Source organism: Flavobacterium bizetiae (assembly GCF_902804475.1).
Taxonomy (GTDB): domain Bacteria; phylum Bacteroidota; class Bacteroidia; order Flavobacteriales; family Flavobacteriaceae; genus Flavobacterium; species Flavobacterium bizetiae.
On record NZ_CADCSU010000203.1, the window covers coordinates 1 to 2,072 of the forward strand.

At 31.3% G+C, this 2,072-nt stretch carries 3 protein-coding genes; 2 read left to right on the forward strand and 1 reads right to left on the reverse strand.

Annotated features, from left to right (window positions below; all coding sequences use genetic code 11):
• Positions 1–197: 197 nt before the first annotated feature.
• Together FLACOL7796_RS23685 and FLACOL7796_RS23690 are read left to right on the forward strand one after the other, a co-directional pair.
• Positions 198–605 (forward strand): VOC family protein, encoded by a 408-nt coding sequence (locus FLACOL7796_RS23685; RefSeq protein ID WP_173973231.1) that lies wholly within the window; start codon positions 198–200, stop codon positions 603–605.
• Between the two features lie 11 nt (positions 606–616).
• Positions 617–907, forward strand: coding sequence for a hypothetical protein (locus tag FLACOL7796_RS23690; protein ID WP_173973232.1), 291 nt, complete (start codon positions 617–619; stop codon positions 905–907).
• 31 nt (positions 908–938) lie between these two features.
• Here the strand turns inward: FLACOL7796_RS23690 and FLACOL7796_RS23695 are convergent, their stop codons facing one another.
• Positions 939–2,009 (reverse strand): serine hydrolase domain-containing protein, encoded by a 1,071-nt coding sequence (locus FLACOL7796_RS23695; protein WP_173973233.1) that lies wholly within the window; start codon positions 2,007–2,009, stop codon positions 939–941.
• Positions 2,010–2,072: the final 63 nt, after the last annotated feature.

The window sequence follows — 2,072 nt, forward strand, 5'->3', positions numbered from 1 at the left end:
GATATGAACTTAATTAAAATATTAGAGTTTAATAATAGAAAACTAGAGTATATACGATATCAAATTTATGATAATTCCTGGGCATAAATTATTGAATGTAATAGAAATAACATCTGTTGTTGATTGATAATCAGTTAGATTTATTAAATTTATGAAGGCTAAAAATTTGAAACAACTTTATAATCTACATAAACATTATGGACGATCAAAAAAATCAAACAGATAAGACGATACCAAAAGTAACTGGAATTGGTGGTGTTTTCTTTTTTTCAGACAATCCTAAGAAAACTAGAGAATGGTATGCTAAAAATTTAGGCTTTGATGTTAATGACTGGGGCTCGACTTTCGAATCGAGAGATATTAATAAGCCTGAAGAAATAAATTCACTCCAATGGAGTCCTTTTAAAAAAGGAGACGAGTACTTCTCGCCTTCTAAAAAAGATTTCATGATAAATTATCGTGTTCAGAACATTGAAGGACTTGTAAATCAACTCAAAGAAAACGGAGTAACGGTTCTTGATGTTATTGAAACGTATGATTATGGCAAATTTGTTCATATTATGGATGCTGATGGCAACAAAATAGAGCTTTGGGAACCAATTTAAAATAAACTGCGATGGAAGATAATAATTACGATTTTTTGCTTAAAAATGTGGCTTCTCCATTAGATTATTCAGAGGGATATTATTTGGTGTATGTCGAAGTTCCTAAGCCAAGTAAAACGATATCCAATATAATTTCAAAACATGCCAAAATAACCTCAGAATTAGAATTTGGTTATTTATGCGAAGTTCATATGCAGGGTATTCCCGAAATCGCGCGCTCACTATCCCTAAAAAATCATGCTATATATCAAATGGTACGATTGGTTCGATTGTCTAAAAGCTCTGATAACAAGCAAGTTTGAGGTATTGTATATTCCAAAAAAAATACAACTGTTAGTTTTTAAAGTTGGGTAAAATATACTTTGCCATAATCTCAAAAGCTTGTTTCGCTTTAAAAGATCCGTAATTACCCTGAGTGAAAACAACGGTTAAATTTAATTTTTCGCTTATAAAAATATACTGGCCTCCATTTCCCGATGCAAAGAGTAAATTCTCTTCTATAGCATTCGTTTTGAGGGTTTCGCGGTACCAATAATAACCATAATAAGCAGGTTGCGGAAATCCAATTTTGCTTCTGCTGGTTTTCATATACGAAAAATCAGGAATTGCAATATCACAAACTGTAGATTGCAATATCCATTTTTTAGAAATAATCTGTTTTCCTTCCCAAATGCCTTTATCTTTTACCATCTGCCCTATTTTAAGCATGTCTATTGGCTTGATATAGAACGAACCACCGGTCATCCCATTTCCGCTTGGATCGATTGTCCATTTATAATTTGAAATCCCCATAGGATCAAATAAGTATTTTTTTGCAAAATCCATTACAGACATATTTGTTGCTTTGCGTATTACTCCGCTAAGAATTACCGGATCTACTGATGTATAAGCCCATACTTCGCCAGGTTTGTCTTTCATAGGAATTTTTAAAGAATACTCGACCCAGTTTTTGCTTTTGCTCATTTCGTCTTCACAATCTTTTGTGTCATTAAATTCCTCACAGTCAAAACCGGATTTCATTTCAAGTAAATTTTTAATAGTCATGAGTTTTTTTAATTCATCTGTTTTAAAAAATGGATATTCGGGAAAAAACTCATAAACTTTCTGATCTACATTTTTTATAAATCCTTTGTCTATAGCAATTCCCACCAATAAACTTGCTATAGATTTAAAAGAAGAACGCGAATCGTGAAGAGAATCCCTTTTAAAATCATTAAAATATTGTTCGTAAACCAATTGCTTACTTTTTGAAATCAGTACACTACGAATGCCTGGATAATGCTTGCTTTTAATAGAATCTGTCATTTCGCTTAACAGAAAATTATCCGGTTTATTTTTAGTTTGTCCGGATATACAAAAGCTATTGAATAAGAGTAAAGTATAAAAAAGATAAATGGTTTTCATATTTGATAAGTTGATTTTTGGCTAAAAATAATGTACTTCTAATTTTATAAGAGAGAAGTTATC